Origin of the sequence: Terrimonas alba (genome assembly GCF_042434975.1) — a bacterium.
Classification (GTDB): Bacteria; Bacteroidota; Bacteroidia; order Chitinophagales; family Chitinophagaceae; genus Terrimonas_B; species Terrimonas_B alba.
Genome location: NZ_JBHMQM010000025.1, coordinates 1 through 1,856, shown reverse-complemented (window position 1 = coordinate 1,856; position 1,856 = coordinate 1). Strand labels below are relative to the sequence as shown.

Sequence of the window (1,856 nt, the reverse complement as noted above, 5' to 3'; positions counted from 1 at the left end):
GTAGCAGTATGCTCACCGGCAGTAGTGATGGACTGGCCATTCCAGCTGTATGGCAATGCTGCTTCGCAGATGGTGATCGTCTCTTCATCTGTTACAGCAGGGTTAACAATCAAATGCAGTGTGACGACGGAATCACAACCGGCCGTGCTTGTTAATGTCGCAATATGATCACCGGCTGTTGTTACCGACAGACCATTCCAGCTGTATGGCAATGCTGCTTCGCAAATGGTGATCGTCTCTTCACCTATTACCGCAGGATTGACGATCAAATGCAGTGTAACAACCGAATCACAACCGGCAACACTGGTGAGTGTTGCAATATGATCACCGGCTGATGTGATAGAAAGATTGTTCCAGCTGTATGGTAATGCGGCTTCGCAAATGGTAATGGTCTCTTCACCTGTTACAGCAGGATTGAGGATCAAATGCAGTGTAACAACCGAATCACAACCGGCAGTGCTTGTTAATGTTGCAATATGATCACCGGCTGTTGTTACCGACAGACCATTCCAGCTGTATGGCAATGCTGCTTCGCAGATGGTAATTGTTTCTTCACCGGTCGCAGCACTGTTGATGGTGATATGGGCTGTCACAACGGAGTCACAACCATTGATGGTTTGATAAGTATGGATATAATCATTGGTGGTAGTCACCACTTCACCCCACGGCAGCGTATAGCTTAAGCAGGCGGCATCGGTGAACTCGGAAGCCGCAGCCGTGTTGATGGTGATATGCGCAGTAACCACCGAGTCACAACCATTGATGGTTTGATAAGTATGTGTATAATCATTGGTGCTGGTCACCACTTCACCCCACGGCAGTGTATAGCTTAAGCAGGCGGCAGCCGTGAACTCGGAAGCCGCAGCCGTGTTGATGGTGATATGCGCTGTCACAACGGAGTCGCAACCATTGATGGTTTGATAAGTATGGATATAATCATTGGTGGTAGTCACCACATCACCCCATGGCAGTGTATAGCTTAAGCAGGCAGCAGCCGTGAACTCGGATGCAGCAGCACTGTTGATAGTGATATGCGCTGTTACTATAGAATCGCAACCAGTAATAGTTTGATAGGTATGGGTATAATCATCACTGGTGGTGACCACATCACCCCATGGCAGTGTATAGCTTAAGCAGGCAGCAGCCGTGAACTCGGATGCAGCAGCACTGTTGATGGTGATATGCGCTGTAACAACCGAATCGCAACCATTGACCGTGGTATATGTATGGGTATAATCATCACTGGTCGTCACTACATCACCCCATGGCAGTGTATAGCTTAAGCAGGCAGCAGCCGTGAACTCGGATGCAGCAGCGGTATTGATAGTGATATGCGCTGTGACAACGGAATCGCAACCATTGACCGTGGTATAGGTATGGGTATAATCATCACTGGTGGTGACCACATCACCCCATGGCAGTGTATAGCTTAAACAGGCAGCAGCCGTAAATTCGGATGCAACAGCGGTATTGATAGTAATATGCGCCGTGACAACGGAATCGCAACCATTGACCGTGGTATAAGAATGGGTATAATCATCACTGGTGGTGACCACATCACCCCATGGCAGTGTATAGCTTAAGCAGGCAGCAGCCGTGAACTCGGATGCAGCAGCACTGTTGATGGTGATATGCGCTGTAACAACCGAATCGCAACCATTGACCGTGGTATAAGTATGGGTATAATCATCACTGGCAGTGACCACATCACCCCATGGCAGTGTATAGCTTAAGCAGGCAGCAGCCGTGAACTCGGATGCAGCAGCGGTATTGATAGTGATATGCGCCGTGACAACGGAATCGCAACCATTGACCGTGGTATAAGAATGGGTATAATCATCACTGGTGGTGACCAC

1 protein-coding gene is annotated in these 1,856 nt (G+C 48.8%); it reads right to left on the bottom strand.

Annotated elements, in window-relative coordinates; genetic code table 11:
* Positions 1–1,856: hypothetical protein (locus tag ACFEL9_RS26005; RefSeq protein WP_385896303.1), on the bottom strand; the 1,856-nt coding region annotated here is incomplete at both ends.